This is a genomic window from Cupriavidus sp. FW305-F7, from assembly GCF_058782875.1.
Genome location: NZ_JBYSYC010000021.1, coordinates 41,724 through 58,636, shown reverse-complemented (window position 1 = coordinate 58,636; position 16,913 = coordinate 41,724). Strand labels below are relative to the sequence as shown.

16 protein-coding genes are annotated in these 16,913 nt (G+C 66.4%); 9 read left to right on the top strand and 7 right to left on the bottom strand.

Features of this window, described 5'->3' with window-relative positions:
- Positions 1–2,250 (bottom strand): TonB-dependent receptor, encoded by a 2,250-nt coding sequence (locus tag AC3WL8_RS20210; protein ID WP_211982025.1) that lies wholly within the window; start codon positions 2,248–2,250, stop codon positions 1–3.
- A gap of 523 nt (positions 2,251–2,773) precedes the next feature.
- On the opposite strand from AC3WL8_RS20210, the gene AC3WL8_RS20205 reads away from it, so the two are divergent.
- Positions 2,774–2,971, top strand: coding sequence for a rubredoxin (locus AC3WL8_RS20205; RefSeq protein ID WP_011617624.1), 198 nt, complete (start codon positions 2,774–2,776; stop codon positions 2,969–2,971).
- Positions 2,972–3,010: 39 nt separating this feature from the next.
- On the opposite strand, the gene AC3WL8_RS20200 is transcribed toward AC3WL8_RS20205, so the two are convergent.
- From AC3WL8_RS20200 to AC3WL8_RS20190, 3 genes are read right to left on the bottom strand one after another with little or no spacing between them, the layout of a single operon-like run.
- Positions 3,011–4,252, bottom strand: coding sequence for a Zn-dependent hydrolase (locus AC3WL8_RS20200; RefSeq protein ID WP_153953352.1), 1,242 nt, complete (start codon positions 4,250–4,252; stop codon positions 3,011–3,013).
- Complete coding sequence (locus tag AC3WL8_RS20195) at positions 4,249–5,280, bottom strand: histone deacetylase family protein (RefSeq protein ID WP_013953651.1); 1,032 nt, start codon at positions 5,278–5,280, stop codon at positions 4,249–4,251. The genes AC3WL8_RS20200 and AC3WL8_RS20195 overlap by 4 nt, the downstream gene beginning before the upstream one ends.
- A gap of 27 nt (positions 5,281–5,307) precedes the next feature.
- Positions 5,308–6,618, bottom strand: coding sequence for an MFS transporter (locus AC3WL8_RS20190; protein ID WP_013953650.1), 1,311 nt, complete (start codon positions 6,616–6,618; stop codon positions 5,308–5,310).
- A 131-nt stretch (positions 6,619–6,749) separates the two neighbouring features.
- Here AC3WL8_RS20190 and AC3WL8_RS20185 point away from each other — a divergent pair, with 131 nt between their 5' ends.
- Positions 6,750–7,766: a LysR family transcriptional regulator gene (locus AC3WL8_RS20185; protein WP_211982022.1), complete on the top strand. Its 1,017-nt coding sequence runs from the start codon at positions 6,750–6,752 to the stop codon at positions 7,764–7,766.
- A gap of 55 nt (positions 7,767–7,821) precedes the next feature.
- Here AC3WL8_RS20185 and AC3WL8_RS20180 read toward each other — a convergent pair whose 3' ends face one another.
- Entirely contained in the window at positions 7,822–7,986 is a 165-nt protein-coding gene (locus AC3WL8_RS20180) for a hypothetical protein (protein ID WP_010811070.1), read from the bottom strand.
- A 43-nt stretch (positions 7,987–8,029) separates the two neighbouring features.
- Positions 8,030–8,209, bottom strand: coding sequence for a hypothetical protein (locus tag AC3WL8_RS20175; protein ID WP_041228702.1), 180 nt, complete (start codon positions 8,207–8,209; stop codon positions 8,030–8,032).
- Between the two features lie 283 nt (positions 8,210–8,492).
- On the opposite strand from AC3WL8_RS20175, the gene AC3WL8_RS20170 reads away from it, so the two are divergent.
- From AC3WL8_RS20170 to AC3WL8_RS20140, 7 genes are all read left to right on the top strand, one after another.
- On the top strand, positions 8,493–8,996 hold the full coding sequence (locus AC3WL8_RS20170; protein WP_211982020.1) for an LptF/LptG permease family protein: 504 nt from the start codon (positions 8,493–8,495) through the stop codon (positions 8,994–8,996).
- Between the two features lie 265 nt (positions 8,997–9,261).
- Positions 9,262–10,620, top strand: coding sequence for a cytochrome c oxidase subunit II (locus tag AC3WL8_RS20165; RefSeq protein WP_211982018.1), 1,359 nt, complete (start codon positions 9,262–9,264; stop codon positions 10,618–10,620).
- A 10-nt stretch (positions 10,621–10,630) separates the two neighbouring features.
- On the top strand, positions 10,631–12,388 hold the full coding sequence (gene ctaD / locus AC3WL8_RS20160) for a cytochrome c oxidase subunit I (protein WP_013953645.1): 1,758 nt from the start codon (positions 10,631–10,633) through the stop codon (positions 12,386–12,388).
- Complete coding sequence (locus AC3WL8_RS20155; RefSeq protein ID WP_013953644.1) at positions 12,385–13,032, top strand: cytochrome c oxidase subunit 3 family protein; 648 nt, start codon at positions 12,385–12,387, stop codon at positions 13,030–13,032. Before ctaD ends, AC3WL8_RS20155 begins: the two co-directional genes overlap by 4 nt.
- A gap of 26 nt (positions 13,033–13,058) precedes the next feature.
- A complete protein-coding gene (locus AC3WL8_RS20150) occupies positions 13,059–13,766 on the top strand; it encodes a heme-copper oxidase subunit III family protein (RefSeq protein ID WP_013953643.1) in 708 nt (235 codons plus the stop codon).
- A gap of 8 nt (positions 13,767–13,774) precedes the next feature.
- A complete protein-coding gene (locus tag AC3WL8_RS20145; protein ID WP_153953353.1) occupies positions 13,775–14,158 on the top strand; it encodes a cytochrome C oxidase subunit IV family protein in 384 nt (127 codons plus the stop codon).
- 47 nt (positions 14,159–14,205) lie between these two features.
- Complete coding sequence (locus AC3WL8_RS20140; RefSeq protein ID WP_492378681.1) at positions 14,206–15,399, top strand: DUF2252 domain-containing protein; 1,194 nt, start codon at positions 14,206–14,208, stop codon at positions 15,397–15,399.
- Positions 15,400–15,472: 73 nt separating this feature from the next.
- On the opposite strand, the gene AC3WL8_RS20135 is transcribed toward AC3WL8_RS20140, so the two are convergent.
- Positions 15,473–16,900 (bottom strand): NAD-dependent succinate-semialdehyde dehydrogenase, encoded by a 1,428-nt coding sequence (locus tag AC3WL8_RS20135; protein WP_011617618.1) that lies wholly within the window; start codon positions 16,898–16,900, stop codon positions 15,473–15,475.
- Positions 16,901–16,913 lie beyond the last annotated feature (13 nt).

Below are 16,913 nucleotides of genomic sequence, written 5' to 3'. Positions count from 1 at the left end.
TTACATCCGGTAGGTGAACGAAAGCATCGCCGTGCGGCCGGTGCCGGGTACGGACCGCCCGCCGTCGGACTGAATCAGCGCATCGTAATACTTCTTGTCGAAGATATTGAACAGATTCAGCCGCACATCGTACTTCGGCTGGTGGTAGGCCAGCATGCCGTCCCAGCGCACGAAGCTGCCCACCTGGACGGTGTTGGTATTGTTGGCAAAGCGTTCCGACATATAGAAGGCACCGCCGCCGATTTCCCAGTTGGGCAGGAAGGCGTAGCTGGTCCAGGCGGTGGTGGTGTGCTTGGGCGTGTTGGTCGGCACCTTGCCGGTGGTGTTGGCGGCAATGCCGTTGACGATCTCGGCATCCAGGTAGGTGTAGCCGGCAAACACCTGCCAGCGGCTGGTGATGCGTCCGGTGGCGCCCGCGCGGAAGCCGTTGACGCGGATCTTGCCGCTCAGCGCATAGGTGGTGGCGTCGATCTGGCTGCGGGCGTTGTCCTTGGTGATCTGGAAGATTGCCGACGTCAGCGACAGGTCGCCGCCAAGCAGGTCCCACTTGCCGCCCGCTTCATAGGACTTGTTCTTTTCGGGGTCCAGGCTCTGCTGGCCCACGGTGCCGGTCAGCTGCTCCAGCGATGGGTTGAACGAGGTGCCGTACGACACGTAGTAGGACTGCGCCTCGGTAGGCTGCCAGATGCCGCCCAGGCGCACGCTGGTGAAGTTGACCGTCTGCTCGGCATTGGCCAGTGCGGTGTTGCCCAGGGTGTTGGTCGAGTTGACCGAGTTGGTGATGCTGGCCATGTAGCGGTCGTAGCGCACGCCCGCCACCGCCTTCCATTGCTTGCTGAACTCGATCGAGTCGTTCAGGTAGGCCGCCAGCGTATTGGCCGAGCCGCCCTGCAGGTTGCCGGTGCTGGTGGGCACGCTGGCCGGCGACGCGGTGTAGGCCGGATTGACCAGCGGCTCGCAGGCCACGAAACCGGAGGTGCCAGCCGCGGCGGTCGCAGTGGCGGCCGGGTTCAGCGCCACGCCGTTGCAGCTGCCGTTGCGATAGTAGTTCTGGTTGTTGTAGCCGTCGTGGCCCACTTCGGCCCCCACCAGCAGCGTGTGTTTGACCGGGCCCGTGTCGAAGCTGGCGGTCAGTTCGGTCTGGTTGAAGATCGAGTAGTCACGGATCTTGCGGTCATGGCTCTGCAGGCGAACAAAGAGCTGGTCCAGCGGCAGCGTGCTGGTGGTGAGCGGCGTGAAGCCCCTGGCGCCGACCGAGCCAACCGAGTTGGGCGCGGTCTCCCGGGCATCGGTCTCAACGTAGTTGAACTGCGTCTGGTTGCGCAGCCGCAGGTTGGGCGAGAACTTGTGCGTGATGCCGGCGTTGAGCGACGCGATGTCCTGGATGGTGCGGTCGTCGGTGAAGCCGTAGAAGGTATTGCGGTCGACATTGGTCGGATGGCCGTTCAGGTTCGAGAAGCCATAGTCCGGCATGTCGCGGTTATGCTGCAGCAGCGCCGACAGCGTGATCTCGGTCGAGGTGCCGATGCCGGTGCGCCACGACGGCGCGATGCCAAAGTCCCGCACCGTCATCTCGTCGCGCGTGCTCGGCTTGCCGTCCTGCGCCATGGCCGATATGCGGAACGCCGAGGTGTCGCCCGTGGGCGTGTTGTAGTCGGCGGTGGCGCGCACCAGGCCGTTGGTGGTGACCGAGCCGGTCACCTCGGTGGCGGCCTTCAGCGTCGGCTTCTTGCTGACCTGGTTGATCACGCCGCCGGTAGAGCCGCGGCCGAACAGCATCGACGACGGCCCCATCAGCACCTCGACCTGCTCGAGTGCGAAGGTATCGCGATAGTACTGGCCGCGGTCGCGGAAGCCGTCCAGGTAAATGTCGGTCCGCGCCGAGAAGCCGTTCAGGTTGATGTTGTTGCCGATCTGGCCGCCTTCGGCACCGCCGATAGTGATACCCGGCACGTTGCGCAGCGCATCGGCCAGCGAGCTGACGCCCTGCGATTCCATCAGCGCCTTGTTCACCACGGTGACCGACTGCGGCACGTCGCGCAGGTCGGCCGGCAGCTTGCTCAGCGACGCCTTGCCGGCGTTGAAATCGCCGCGGGAGGCCTCGCCGTTGACCACCACTGCCGGCAGCGTGGCGGCCGGCTTTATCTGCGTGGTGGTGGTTGAAGGTGCGGGAGCTTGCTGGGCGAGAGTGGCGGCGGGCGTGGCGCACAGCGCGAGCAGCGCGGTGGCAATGCGGGTGCGGCGATTCATGGTTATGGTCTTGGTCTACCCCTGCGGTCGGGGCCCAGCCGTCCTACGCCGCCACGCACGAATATGCCTGGGCCGGTGTTGCGCGAAAGGGGTCAAAATGGGGTCTTCCTCTGGGCGAGTCGAAATATAAATACGAATGATTGTTGTTGCAATTCGCGTTGTGTTGCCGACACAGACAATTCAGACTCTGGATCAATGTATGTAGTAATAGACATTGGCAATATTAAGTGCGCTATTAGGTATTTTTAAATAGGTCCCGTATGCTGAGAGAGCCTGCGGCGGCGCAAAAACGATCCCGGCGCGAAACAGCGACCATACATTTGCTCGCAAACCGGAAATAACGACTGAAGAAAATAAGCGGTGGCTTCGGGAAACACCCGCTCAGGGCGGATTTCCGGATCGTGGACAATTCTCGGGCTGACTAGCCGGCGGCGCACCGCGCGGCGGCGCAGCAATCAAGGCCGCGAAAACCGGTATGATTCGGCCCGGACAATCCGTTCCATAGCCGATTCAGGAGTGTGTTTTGCAGCAGGATCAACTGGAAGCCGCCGTCGCCTACAAGACCTGGGTGTGCGTGATCTGCGGCTGGGTCTACGACGAAGAACAGGGTTGGCCGGAAGACGGCATCGCCCCCGGCACGCGCTGGGAAGACATCCCCGAGGACTGGCGCTGCCCGGAATGCGACGTCGGCAAGGCCGAATTCGCCATGATCGAGCTGTAACGCCGCAGGCACTTCCCTGTCCGGCTGATCCTTCCAGGCTCAGCCCTGGGCTTGCGCCAGCATGGCAGCAAGCAGCACATTGGCGCCCGCCTCGAGATGCTCGGGCCTGGCGTCCTCGATCTCGTTGTGGCTGATGCCGTCCTTGCACGGCACGAAGATCATTGCCGTCGGCGCCACCCTGGCCAGGTAGACCGCGTCGTGGCCCGCGCCGGTAACGATGTCCCAATGCCGGTAGCCACGCGCCGCGGCCGCCTGCCGGACATGCGCCACAAGCTCGGGCGCGAAGGGCGTCGGCTCGAAGCGCTGGATCGCTTCGACTTCCACCGCCAGCGCGGCACCTGTCGTGCTGCCGCTGGCCAGCGCCGCGCACGCCGCGCGCAGCCTTGCTTCCATCCGGTCAAGCTGGCCGCCATCGAGATGGCGAAGGTCGACGCTGAACTGCACTCGCCCCGGGATGACGTTGCGTGAAGACGGGTGGACATTGACCACCCCGACCGTCCCCCGCCCATCGGGGGCAAAGTCATTCGCGATCTTCGTCACTTCCTGGAACAGGAACGACGCGCCATGCAGGGCGTCCCGGCGCAGCGGCATGGGGGTGGGGCCGGCATGCGCCTCCATGCCAGTCACCGTGACGTCATACCAGCGCAGGCCAAGCGACCCTGTCACCACGCCGATGACCTTGTCCTCGGCCTCGAGGATCGGGCCTTGCTCGATATGCGCCTCGAAGTACGCGCCAACCTTGTGGCCGACCGGGGCGGTGCCCGCATAGCCGATCGCCGCGAGTTCGCCGGCAACGGACTTGCCGGCGTTGTCCGCTGCCGCCAACGCGGTGGCCTCCGGGAAAACGCCGGCGAACACGCCCGATCCCATCATCACCGGCACGAAGCGCGCGCCTTCCTCATTGGTCCAGATCGCCAGTTCCAGCGGCGCCTCGGTGGTCACGCCGTGGTCATTGAGCGTGCGCATGACTTCCAGTCCGGCCATGACGCCATAGCATCCGTCGAACTTGCCGCCGGTGGGCTGGGTGTCGATATGGCTGCCGGTCGTCACCGGGGCAAGCGCGTCGTTGCAGCCCGCCCGGCGCCCGAAGATATTGCCCACGCGGTCGATGCGCACGGTCAGGCCGGCCTCTCGCATCCAGCCGGTGACGAGGTCGCGCGCCTGCCCGTCCAGCGCGGTCAGGGCCAGGCGCGCATTGCCGCCCCTGGGCGTGGCGCCGACCTGCGCCAGGTCCATCAGCGCTTGCCACAGGCGTTCGCCATTGATCGTGATTGCGTTCATGCGCCCGTTCCTGACTGTTGGATGCCGCCGAAGAAGGCCTTTGCATTGGCGGCGAGCGAATCGAGGTGGTAGCCGCCTTCCTGCACGATCAGCGTGGGCAGGCCAAGTGAGGCAACGGCGCGGCCGAGGCGGCCGAAGCCTTCGGTGGACACGTCCACCAGCGACTGCGGATCCTCGCGGTAGATGTCGAAGCCAAGCGACAGCACCAGCGCGTCTGCCTGGAAGCGTTCGATGGCGCCGCGCGCCGTGTCCAGCTTGTCGAAGAAGACTGACTCGGGCGAACGGTGCGGCATCGGCAGGTTGAGGTTGTGGCCGGCGCCTGCGCCGCGGCCGTGCTCATCGTCGAAGCCCGCGACCACCGGATAGGAATTGGTCGGGTCGCCGTGGATCGACACGTAGAGCACATCGGCCCGGTCGTAGAAGATCTCCTGGATGCCCTGGCCGTGGTGCATGTCGGTATCGAGGATGGCCACGCGGCCAAAGCGCGCGCGCAGGGCCTGGGCGGCGATCGCGGCATTGTTCAGGTAGCAGAAGCCGCCCGCCGCGTCGCGCCGGGCATGATGGCCCGGCGGCCGGCACAAGGCGTAGGCGCTGCGTTCGCCGTCCAGCAGCGCCAGGGCGCCGGCCACCGCGCTCTGCGCCGACCAGTAGGCCGAGCGCCAGGTGTTCAGGCCCACCGGGCAGCTGCCGTCGGCGAGATAGCGCGCGGCCTGCGCCAGCACGCCGCGCAGGGCGTTGGGCTCGCGCACGAAGATATTGGACATGACCTCGTCGCCCCAGTCCTCCGGCAGCTCGCGCCAGCTGGCATGGGCGTCCTGCAGGAACTGCAGGTAAGGCTGGTCGTGCACGGCGGCGAGCGGCGCGAGGCCGTGGTCAGCGGGGGCGTGGAGCGCGAAGCCAAGCGCCTCTGCCGCCTGCACCAGCCGCTGTGCCCGCGCGGGCAGCTCCTGCGGCGAGCGCATCTTGCCGCGCGAGTAGTAACTCTGCGGATGGTGCAGCAATTGCTCGGGATGGAAAAACGTCAGCATGGGGTTGGCAATGTCCGTGGAAAGGCGTCAGGCCTGCGCGGCTTGCGCGGCGGGTTGTGGTTGCTGGCGCTGGCGTGCATCGATGCTGGCGATGCACAGCAGCGACACGCCGGCCAGCAAGGTGTAGAACACCGCCAGCGGCCACCATTGGCCCTGGAAGCGCTGCGCGAGGATGGTCCCCACCAGCGGTGTCAGCCCGCCCGCCACCGCGCCGCAGACCTGGTAGGACAACGAGATCGCCGAGTAGCGCACGCGCGTTTCGAAGACACCGCTGACAAAGCCCGCGATCACCGAATAGAAGCTCGCCATGCACACCACCGCCAGCGCGATGCCGAGCACGATGGCCGGCGCCTGGCGCGTCTGCACCAGCAGGAACATCGGATAGGGGGAAGCCATGGCCAGCAGCGCGGCCAGCTTGAGGAAGCGCGCGCCGCCAAGCTTCTCGGCCAGCCAGGCGGCCAGCGGCTGCGCCAGGAACTGGATGATGGCCACGGCGAACAGGCAGTCGAGAATCAGCGTCCTGGACAGCGACAGGTATTGCGTGGTGTACGCAATCATGAAAGTGTTGGTGAAGTACACCCCGGCAATGCCGATGGTATTGGCGCCGATGCACAGCAGCACCGGCACGCGGGCCGTGCGCCAGACTTCGGCAATCGGCAGCCTGGCGGTCTTGCGCTGCGCCTGCACCTGCGCGAACTCGGGCGATTCGTTCACGCCCAGCCGGATCGCCACGCCCACCAGCAGCAGCGCCGCGCTGGCCAGGAATGGCAGGCGCCAGCCCCAGTCCATGAACACGTCGTGCTCCATCGATGTCACCGCGCGGAAAGCCAGCAGCGACAGGATCAGGCCGGCCGGGCTGCCGAGCTGCGCGAACGAGGCGAAGAAGGTGCGGCGGCCCTTGGGGGCATGCTCGCCCGCCATCAGCACCGCGCCGCCCCATTCGCCGCCCACGGCGATGCCCTGCACCACGCGCAGCAGCACCAGCAGCACCGGCGCGATGGCGCCCGCGGTGGCGTAGGTCGGCAGCAGGCCGATGCCGATGGTGGCCACGCCCATCATCATGAGCGTGGTCATCAGCGCCTTCTTGCGGCCGATGCGGTCGCCCCAGTGGCCGAACACGATGCCGCCGAGCGGACGGGCAAAGAACCCGACCGCGAAGGTGCCGAATGACGCCAGCGTGCTCAGGAAGGGGTCGCCGCCGGGGAAGAACAGCGGGCCGAACACCAGCGCGGCGGCGGTAGCGTAGATGTAGAAGTCGTACCACTCGATCATGGTGCCGACAAAGGCGGCCGTGGCGGCGCGCACGGGCTGGCGCGTGCCGGAAGGGGACACTTGCATGGACTGGCTCCTCACTATGTTTGTGCCGCTGCATCAGGGGCAGCTGTGGGAGGAGTTATCGCCCGTTGACAAACATCAGTCAAATTTCTAATATTTATTTTTCATATAATCTGAATTTATACGGTGGCGTGATGGAGCGTTCTGCCCTGGACCGGGCCCTGCTGACCGACCGGCTCGACTGGAACCTGCTGCGCACATTCCTGACCATCGTCCACGAGCGCAGCCTGAGCCGCGCCGCGGTGCGGCTGCATATCACCCAGCCGGCGGTGAGCCTGGCCTTGCGCCGGCTCGAAGAGCATCTGGGACACACGCTGATCGAGCGGCGCGGCAGCAATTTCCGCCTGACCCGGGCCGGCGAAGAGGTGCTGCGCATCGCCACCGATGTCTATGGCAGCGTGGCGCGGCTGGGGGCGGAACTGGCGGAGCAGCAGGATGAAGTCAGCGGCCTGCTGCGGCTGCTGACCGTGAGCCGGATCCATTCCGGCGTCTATGACGAATGCCTGGCCGCGTTCCATCGGCAGCATCCGCGCGTCACGCTGCAGGTGGACGTGATGCGCAGCACCGAGATCGCAGACGCGCTCGCGCAGAAGGCTGCCGGCGTGGGCCTGAGCCTGTACCGGCAGTTGGGCCGGCAGTCGGGCGACGGGCTTGAGCACATGCTGTTCCTGCGCCAGCGCTACGCCATCTTCTGCGGGCGCCATCACCGGCTGTTCGGGCGCACCGGGCTGGCCATTGCCGACCTGCTGGCCGAGAATTTCGTGTCGTTCAGCAGCGACCAGCTTGGCGACGTGCTGGCGCCACTGGCCGTTTTCCGCGACCAGCACGGTTTTTCGGGCCGCATCGTCGCGACCTCGCCCAGCCTCGATGAAATCCGGCGCCTGGTGTTCGCGGGCTATGGCATTGGCTGCCTGCCGGAACATATCGTTGCCGACGATGTCGCCCAGCAACGGCTGTGGCGCCTGCCGCCCGAAGAGGGCGTGGCCGATATCGACATGTACCTGCTGTGGAATCCGGAGCGGCGCCAGACGCCGGCCGAGGCGGCGTTCCTCGAGCACTTTCGGCACTACGTGGCGCGCTATTCGCTGATGGAGCGGCTGGGAGAGTCAGTGAACGCGCCGCTGGCGGCGTTGCGCGCGCCGACGGCGTGACGGGCGATTGCCCGGTTCGCGTACCGGGGAAGGTGCAAGCGGGGTCGTGCTACTGCTAGCCGTGCCGTCGCAGCGTATGCCGGCACAGCCCCGCGCGTTGCCGTTGCGCAGCGCAGCGCCGGTAGCGCATCCGGTACGGATGGCTGCAGCGCCAGATGGCCCGCAGGACGGTAATGAACAGCAGCGCCGCCATGACGGCAGCGAGCAGGCCGATCGACATAACGGCCCTCCTCCCCAAAAACCGTCTGCCCGACCTCTGGGGGTCAGATCAGCAGCGGTAATGCCTCTAGCACCAACACCGCAACCAGCGCGCCGATCAGGGCGCCCATGGTGCGGCAACTGATGCGCAGGAATTTGGCGGTCACCGGGATCGAACCCATGGCGATCACGCCTACCAGCGCCATCGGAATCAGGAATACAAGATCATGCGCGGTGAAGTGCATGGTGGTCTCCTGTCTCTCTTTTGTGATTCCAGTATAGGCAGTGTGTGCCCGATGCACGGCTGCGTGCATCGGTATTGTCCCGAGCCCGGGCGGTGTGGATGCCACCCAGGTACCGATGCGCGCACATAGGCCCGTTCAGGCGTTGCGCTGCGTACGCATGCCCCACGTTTTTCGCCATGCGAACCCCGAAGCGGGAAACACGTGTCCTATGCTGATCAGAGACGCGGGGCCCCGTTCCCATTCCAGTCCAATGCCCCGCAGACCGAGAGAGACGGAGGTGGCTATGGAACTTCACATGCAATCGCACCACTACGTGCGGCGGCAGCCGGACTGGACCGCGGCAGCGGTCTCGGGGCTGGCGGCCGGGGCGTTGCTGCTGGTGCTGGAGCTGTTCTGGTCGTCGATGGTGTCGGGCGTGAACCCGTGGGTAGCCACGCGCATGATCGCCGGGATCCTGATGGGCCAGAGCGTGCTGCAGAGCGCAACGTTCACCGTCGGCACCGTGGCCGCGGCGCTGGTGATCCATTTCGTGCTGGGTGCCCTGCTGGGCATGATCCTGGCGGCCATCATCGCGCCATTCACGCTGGATTCGAGCCTGGGCATGGCAATGCTGGCGGGTGCCGTATTCGGCCTGGTGGTGTATTTCTTCAATTTCTATGTGATGACGCGGGCCTTCCACTGGTTTGTCGAGGTGCGTGGGTGGCATACGTTTATCGGGCACCTGATTTTCGGGATGGCCGCGGCGGCGTGCTACTGGAAGCTGGAGAGCAAGGACGTATCGCACTGACAATCGCATCGGGGCAGGGCGCGGTGAGGCGCCCGCACATGACGGTTGCATTGCGCGCGCCAGCCTCTGGGCGGATACGCGCGCAAGGTCTGCGGCGGCCGGAACCAGGGGTTCCCGCCGCCGCTTTTTCCCGCCCTGCGCGCTTGTGCAGTGCGACACCAATGCATTGGCATGTCGCCTTGCAGTGACCTGACGGCATGCACTAGTCTTATGTCTACCTGCGTGACTTGCACATCCCTCGCCGCGCGCGAGTAGGAGGGTGGATATGGCGTTGGCCATCGCACTCGTAGTCATGGTCGTCGCTTCGGTGCTCTTCCATTTCCTGAGCCCGTGGTGGGCGACTCCGCTGGCGTCCAACTGGAAGCAGATGGACGACACGCTGACCATTACCCTGGTCATCACCGGCATTTTCTTTATTGGCATCAACCTGTTTGTCGGCTACATCGTCTGGCGCTACCGGCATGAGGCGCCGCACCCCAATGGCGGCACCGGCCACCGCGCGTCCTACCACCCGGAGAACAGCAAGCTTGAACTGTGGCTGATCGGGGGCACCACGCTGGGCGTGGTGGCATTGCTGGCGCCGGGCCTGTTCGTCTACGCCGACTACGTGCGCCCGCCGCGCGACGCGATGGTGATGGAAGTGGTGGGGCAGCAGTGGTCCTGGGCCTTCCGCTTTCCGGGCAAGAGCGGCCAGCTGGGTGCTTCCGATCCGCGCTTTGTCACCGGTGCGAATCCGCTCGGCCTGGACCCCGACGATCCGCGCGGCCTGGACAATATCGTGATCGTCGGCCCGGAGGTGCACCTGCCGCTGAACAAGCCGGTCAAGGTGCTGTTGCGCTCCAAGGACGTGCTGCATGATTTCTATGTGCCGCCGTTCCGCGCGCGCATGAACATGGTGCCGGGCATGGTGACGTCGTTCTGGTTCACGCCGACGCAGACGGGCCGCTTCGACGTCCTGTGCGCGCAGCTGTGCGGCGTGGGGCACTACAACATGCGCGGCACGGTGGTGGTGGAAGAACCGGCTGCGTACGAGGCATGGCTGGCGAAGCAGCAGACCTTTGCCATGACGCTGGCGAAGGCCGCGGCACCGCCGGCGGCAATGGCCGCTGCCGCACCGGGCGCAGCGGGCGACGCCGGCACCGTCGAGAAGGGCCGCGCGCTGGCGCAGAGCAAGGGCTGCGTCGGCTGCCACAGCATCGACGGCAATCCGGGTGTGGGGCCGACCTGGAAGGGCCTGTACGGCAAGACCGAGACCTTTGCCGACGGCAGCAGCGCCAAGGTGGACGATGCCTTCCTGCACAAGGAGATCACCGACCCGCATGCGCGCCTGGTCAAAGGCTTCGGGCCGGTGATGCCGAAGTTGCCGATGAGCGAGGACGAGGTCGCGGCGCTGACCGCCTATATCAAGTCGGCCGGCAGCGGCGCGGCCGAGGCGGGAACCGTTGCGCCGGTCGCTCCCGCGGAGGTGCCCGCCGGCCCGGCCGCCGCGACCAGCGCCGCTACCACGGCAACCGCTGGCTCCGGGGCACCCGCTGCCACGCCCGGGGCTGCGTCCGGCACCTATACGACTTCGACGGCCGTGGCCGTGCCGCCCTCGGCGGCGCCCGCGCCCGCCAGGAAGTGAGGAGACCCGCATGGCTTACGCCGATGATGCCGCCCATCACGCGCCGCAGAGCTTCTGGACCCGCTATGTCTGGAGCCAGGACCACAAGGTGATCGCCGTGCAGTACACCATCGTGGCGATCATGGTGGGCCTGGTGGGCGTGGCGCTGTCCAACCTGATGCGCATGCAGCTCGGCTTCCCGGGGCGCTTCGAGTTCATCGACGCCAACCGCTACTACCAGTTCGTCACCATGCACGGCATGATCATGGTGATCTACCTGCTGACCGCGCTGTTCCTGGGCGGCTTCGGCAACTACCTGATCCCGCTGATGGTGGGGGCGCGCGACATGGTGTTCCCCTTCCTCAACATGCTCAGCTTCTGGGTCTACCTGCTGTCGGTGATCGTGCTTCTGACCAGCTTCTTCGTGCCCGGCGGGCCCACCGGCGCGGGCTGGACGCTGTATCCGCCGCAGGCCATCCTGGCCGGCACCCCAGGCCATGAATGGGGCATCATCCTGATGCTGGTGTCACTGGCGATCTTTATCGTCGCGGCCACCATGGGCGGCCTCAACTATGTCACCACCGTGCTGCAGGCTCGCACGGAAGGGATGACGCTGCTGCGCATGCCGCTGTCGGTGTGGGGCATCTTCATGGCCACCATCCTGGCGCTGCTGGCGTTCCCGGCGCTGTTCGTGTCGGCGGTGATGATGCTGCTGGACAAGACCCTCGGCACCAGCTTCTTCATGCCGGCGATGGTATCGATGGGGCAGCAGCTGTCATACAAGGGCGGCAGCCCGCTGCTGTTCCAGCACCTGTTCTGGTTCTTCGGCCACCCGGAGGTGTATATCGTCGCGCTGCCTGCCTTCGGCATCGTCTCGGACCTGGTCAGCGTGCATTCGCGCAAGAGCATCTTCGGCTACCGCACCATGGTGTGGGCAATCCTGGCGATCGGCGTGCTGTCGGTGGTGGTGTGGGCCCACCACATGTTCGTCAGCGGCATGAACCCGTACTTCGGCTTCTTCTTTGCCACCACCACGCTGGTCATCGCCATCCCCACCGCGATCAAGGTTTACAACTGGGTCATCACGCTATGGCGCGGCGATATCCATTTCACCGTGCCCATGCTGTTCGCGATCGCCTTCATCAGCACCTTCGTCATCGGCGGCCTGACCGGGCTGTTCCTGGGCAATGTGAGCGTGGATATCCCGCTGTCCAACACCTACTTCGTGGTGGCGCACTTCCACATGGTGATGGGCGTGTCGCCGATCCTGGTGGTGTTCGGCGGCATCTATCACTGGTACCCGAAGGTAACGGGCCGGATGCTGGACGACAACATGGGCCGGATCCATTTCTGGGTCACCTTCGTCGGCACCTATGCCATCTTCTTCCCGATGCACTACCTGGGCGTGCTGGGCATGCCGCGCCGCTACTACGCCTACGAGAACTACGCCTTTATCCCGGAATCTGCGCATGTGATGAACATGTATATCTCGGTGGCCGCGTTCATCGTCGCCACGGCGCAGCTGCTCTTTGTCTTCAACCTGGTGTGGAGCCTGTGGCATGGCCGCAAGGCCGACGCCAACCCGTGGCGCGCCGCCTCGCTGGAATGGCAGACGCCGCAGACCCCGCCCGCGCACGGCAACTGGGGGCCGCACCTGCCGGTGGTGTACCGCTGGGCCTATGCCTACAGCGTGCCGGGCGCGCGTGAGGACTTTATCGCGCAGAACGCGCCGCCGGAAGAGGGCGGGGCCGAGCCTGAACCGCATGCCAGCCGCGGAGCCGTCGCATGAACGCCGAAGCCCTGTACAAGGTCAGCCGCGACGATTTCGGCGGCAACCCGTCCGACGAGAATGCCGCCAACCACCGGCCGCGCGGGCGCGCCCCCGCAAGCATCGGCCTGTGGGTGTTCATGGGCGTGGTGACCTCGCTGTTTGCGCTGTTCCTGACCGCCTATGCGCTGCGCATGGACAGCCCGGACTGGCACCGCATCGGGCTGCCCTGGCAGGTGTGGCTGTCCACCGCGCTGCTGGCCGCGGGCAGCGTGGCGATGGCGGTGGCGTCGCGCGCCGCGGGCCGGGGCGAGATGGCCGTGGCCAGGCTGGCGCTGCGCCTGGGCGGTCTGGGCGCGGCCGGCTTCGTCGCCTCGCAGCTGTGGGCCTGGCAGGCGCTGGGCGCGATGCAGGTGATGCCTGCCGGCAACCCGGCCGGCAGCTTCTTCTACCTGCTGACCGCGATGCACGGCCTGCACGTGCTGGGCGGCCTGGCCGGCTGGGGCTTTGCCATGTCGTCACGCGGCAGCGGCGAGGCCGTGGTGCTGCGCATGCGGCTGTGCGCGCGCTACTGGCATTTCCTGCTGGCGGTGTGGGTGGTACTGCTGGCGGCGCTGGGGTGGCTCACGCCCGAACTGGTGCGCTATATCTGCGGCACGGCCTAGCGGCGGCGGCAGCAAGGAGGACCGGCATGTCAACGCAATTGTCTTCACCATCGGGCACACCCGGCGTGGCGCCTGCGCCCCAGGTGGGCGGCGTGCGCGGCCTGCTGGCCGACTGGTCGTCGGACCAGCAGGCCTTCAAGGTGTCGTGGGGCAAGGCGATGATGTGGATCTTCCTGCTGTCCGACACCTTTATCTTCAGCTGCTTCCTGACCGGCTACATGACCGTGCGCATGTCGACCACGGTGCCGTGGCCCAATCCCAGCGAGGTGTTCGCACTGCACGTGGGCGGCGCCGACATCCCGTTGCTGCTGATCGCCATCATGACCTTCGTGCTGATCAGCAGCAGCGGCACCATGGCGATGGCGGTCAACTTTGCCTACCGGCGCGCGCGCCGCGAGTGCGCGCTGTTGATGTTGGTGACCGCGCTGTTCGGCATGATGTTCGTCGGCATGCAGGCCTTCGAATGGACCAAGCTGATCGTGGACGAGGGCGTGCGCCCGTGGACCAACCCGATGGGGGCGGCGCAGTTCGGCTCGACCTTCTTCATGATCACGGGCTTCCATGGCCTGCATGTGTCGTGCGGCGTGGTGTACCTGCTGATCGTGGCCACGCGCGTGCTGCGCGGGCGCTACGAGGCCACCGGCAACTACCAGATCGTGGAGATCGCGGGCCTGTACTGGCACTTCGTCGACCTGGTCTGGGTGTTTATCTTTGCGTTGTTCTATCTCTGGTGAGGGCGGCCATGGCATCGAATCCGGCAACTCCCGCAACCCCGGTGACGCCAGCGCATGGCTCCGGCCCGGATGCCGGGCATGCCGCGCACTCCGGCCAGCAGCATCCCATCGGGCTGTACCTGAAGATCTGGGCGCTGCTGTTCGTGCTGTCGACGCTGTCGTACCTGGTCGATTATTTCCATGTCACCGGCTACCTGCGCTGGACGCTGATCCTGGTGTTCATGGGGCTGAAGGCGGGGCTGATCGTGGCAGTGTTCATGCACATGGCATGGGAGCGCATGGCGCTGATCTGCGCCATCCTGATACCGCCGCTGTGCCTGCTGGTGCTGGTCTGGCTGATGGCGGAAGAAGCCAATCACACTTTCCTCACGCGCGGCCTGTTCTTCCGCTGACCGGCCGCGCCGCTGCCGGATGTCAACGCGGAACGGAAGGCGAGCCCATGCACGCCGCCACGCAAGCCATCCTCACCTTCAACCATGGCCGCGATCCCGAGCGGCTGACCCGCAAGCTTGCGGCGATCGCCGCGGACCCCTTTGCCTTCTTTCGCGGCACCAACCACCTTTATGTCGCATCGCTGCGCGATGAGGCGGCAATGCGCGATGCTCCGACCACCTACGTCTGCGGCGATCTGCACCTGGAGAACTTCGGCAGCTTCAAGGGCGACAACGGGCTGGTCTATTTCGACCTGAACGACTTTGACGACGCCCTGGTCGCGCCGCTTACGGTGGATGTGGTCCGGATGCTGTCGAGCGTGCTGGTGGCCGCCAGCCAGCTGGGCCTTTCCGAGGCCGGCGCCATGCGCGCCTGCGAGGCCATGCTGTCCACCTATGCCGCCGTGCTGCAGACAGGCAAGCCTCGCTGGCTCGAGCGTGCCACGGCGGTCGGCCTGGTGGCCACCCTGCTGCGCCGGGTCAAGGGCCGCAGGCGCGGCGCACTGCTGGCCGAGCTCACCACGGTGCGCAAGGGCAAACGGCGCCTGGTATGCAACGGCCGCCATGCGCTTGCGGCAGACAAGCCGGCCCGTGAGCGCGCTCGCGCGATCCTTGCGGCCTACTCGAAGCAGGGCCATCATGGCCACCGCCTGGCCCTCGACGATGCCGCGCGGCGCGTGGCGGGCATTGGCAGCCTCGGGCTGGAACGCTATATGGTGCTGGCGCGGGACGAACTGAGCGGCATGCAGCGACTGGTCGACATCAAGCGCGCCGCGCCGAGTCCATGGCAGGACCTGCCCAGCCTGTCCCTGCCACCCTGGGGCAGCGATGCAAAGCGGGTGGCGGCGGTGCAGCAAGTCATGCAGGCGGCTTCGCCGGCGCTGCTGTCGGCTGTCGACATGGGCAAGGCTTCCTATCTGGTCAAGAGCCTGCAGCCAACTGCCGACCGCGTCGACCTGGCGCATTGCAGCAACTTTGCAGCGCTACGCGAGTTGCTGGGCACCATGGCGCATGCCGCGGCATGGGCGCATCTGCGTGGCTGCGGGCACCAGGCCGCGGACCGGATCGAGCAGCTGCAGGCGTTTGCCGGCGGCACCCGCTGGCGCACCGGCGTCCTGCGGCTGGCACGGCATGGTTGCGCGGTGTCGGTGGCGCAGTGGAAGGCGTATGCGGACGATTACCGCGAGGCGCGGGGAGGGTGAGCGGGGGCCGAACGGGGGAAGAAGGGCGCTGGCGCCGCTCACGCAAGCGTGAACGGCGCCAGCGTCAGGATGGTCAGGCTTGGGTGATGAACTTGGTCACCAGGTAGCCATCGAAGGTCTCCTGACCGCCTTCGCTGCCGATGCCCGAATCCTTGATGCCGCCGAACGGGGTCTCGGCCAGCGCCATACCGAAGTGGTTGATATTGACCATGCCGGCTTCCAGGCCGTTGGACACTTCGGTCGCGGTCTTCAGCGAGTTGGTGAACACATACGACGCCAGGCCAAAGGGCAGGCTGTTGGCGCGGCGCAGCACCTCGGCCGTGTCCTTGAAGCGCGTCACCGGCGCCACCGGGCCGAACGGCTCGTCGGTCATCAGGCGCGAGTCGTCGGGCAGGTCGGTGACCACGGTGGGCGCAAAGAAGTAGCCCTTGTCGCCCAGGCGCGAGCCGCCTGCCACGACCTTGCCGCCGCGCTGGCTGGCATCGTCCAGGAACTGCTCCATCGACAGCACGCGGCGCTCATGCGCAAGCGGCCCCATCTGGGTGCCGTCTTCCAGGCCGTTGCCCACCTTGATCGAGCCGATCACCTCGGTAAAGCGCGCCAGGAAGCGGTCATAGGCCTTCTCCTGGACGTAGAAGCGCGTCGGCGACACGCAAACCTGGCCGGCATTGCGCAGCTTGAAGCGGGCCAGCATCTCGGCGGCGGGGTCGATGTCGGCGTCGTCGAACACCAGCACCGGCGAATGGCCGCCCAGCTCCATGGTCACGCGCTTCATATGCGCGCCGGCCAGCGCCGCCAGCTGCTTGCCCACCGGCACCGAGCCAGTGAACGAAATCTTGCGTACGATCGGCGATTCGATCAGGTAGGTCGAGACCTCGCTGGGCACGCCCCAGACGATGTTGAGCACCCCCGGGGGCAGGCCGGCATCATGGAACAGCTGCGCCAGCGCCACCACCGCGCTGGGCGAGTCTTCCGGGCCCTTCAGGATCAGCGTGCAGCCGGCGCCCAGCGCCGACACGATCTTGCGGATGGCCTGGTTGAACGGAAAGTTCCACGGCGTGAAGGCGGCGCACACGCCGATCGGCTCGCGCACCACGATCTGGCGCACATTGGGCTGGCGCGGCGGGATCACGCGGCCATAGATGCGGCGGCATTCCTCGGCGTGCCAGTCGGCGTGCTCGGCGCAGACCATCACTTCGCCGACGGCCTCGGCCAGCGGCTTGCCCTGGTCCAGCGTGATATTGCGGCCGATCTCCTTGGCGCGCTCGCGGGTGAGCTCGCCCACGCGGCGCAGGATCCTGGCGCGCTCCAGCGGCGAGGTCTTCTTCCAGGTTTCAAAGGCGCGCTGCGCGGCGGCCAGCGCGCGGTCCAGGTCGGCGCGGCTGGCATGCGGCAGCTTGCCCAGCACTTCCTGCGTGGCCGGGTTGATGACATCCTGCTCGCGCCGGTCGCCTCCCTTGATGAATTCCCCGTCGATATAGAGGGCGAGATCCTGGTACATGCGTGTTCTCCTG